Source organism: Thermococcus sp. M36 (genome assembly GCF_012027355.1).
Taxonomy (GTDB): domain Archaea; phylum Methanobacteriota_B; class Thermococci; order Thermococcales; family Thermococcaceae; genus Thermococcus.
Genome location: NZ_SNUH01000208.1, coordinates 1 through 445 on the forward strand (window position 1 = coordinate 1; position 445 = coordinate 445).

Annotated in this window: 2 protein-coding genes; both read left to right on the forward strand. The window is 32.8% G+C overall.

Annotation, left to right across the window (positions count from 1 at the left end; all coding sequences use genetic code 11):
- On the forward strand, positions 1–192 hold a 192-nt coding region (locus E3E36_RS13025; RefSeq protein WP_206203689.1), incomplete at its 5' end, for a hypothetical protein.
- A 3-nt stretch (positions 193–195) separates the two neighbouring features.
- Positions 196–445, forward strand: a 250-nt coding sequence (locus E3E36_RS12010; RefSeq protein ID WP_167895597.1) for an MFS transporter, incomplete at its 3' end; no start/stop codon positions are given.

Sequence of the window (445 nt, forward strand, 5' to 3'; positions counted from 1 at the left end):
TTTGTCGGTTGTGTTGCCTGGGTATTCAGTATGTTAGTTGCCGGTCACTTCCTGCAAAAATGGATTTTATCTCAATTCAACTTCGATTTAAAAAGTCATTTAGAAATCATTGTTTTAGGTATTGTATTAGTTACCACAGCACCTGTAATTTTTAAGTTGGTATTTTCAAAAAGCAAACAAAACAATTCATAAATAATGCAGCAAAAGCAATACTCTGTTTTTTCATTGCCTGTTATTGTTGGTGCCTTAGGTTTTTTTGTTGATATCTACGATTTGTTATTATTTAATATTGTAAGAATAAAAAGTTTACATGAGCTACATGTACCTGATAATGTTGCAAAAGAGTTTGGCGAAAATGTTATCAGTTGGCAAATGCTCGGGCTTGTTATTGGCGGTATTGCATGGGGTATAATGGGCGATAAAAAAGGAAGAAAAAGTGTTTTGA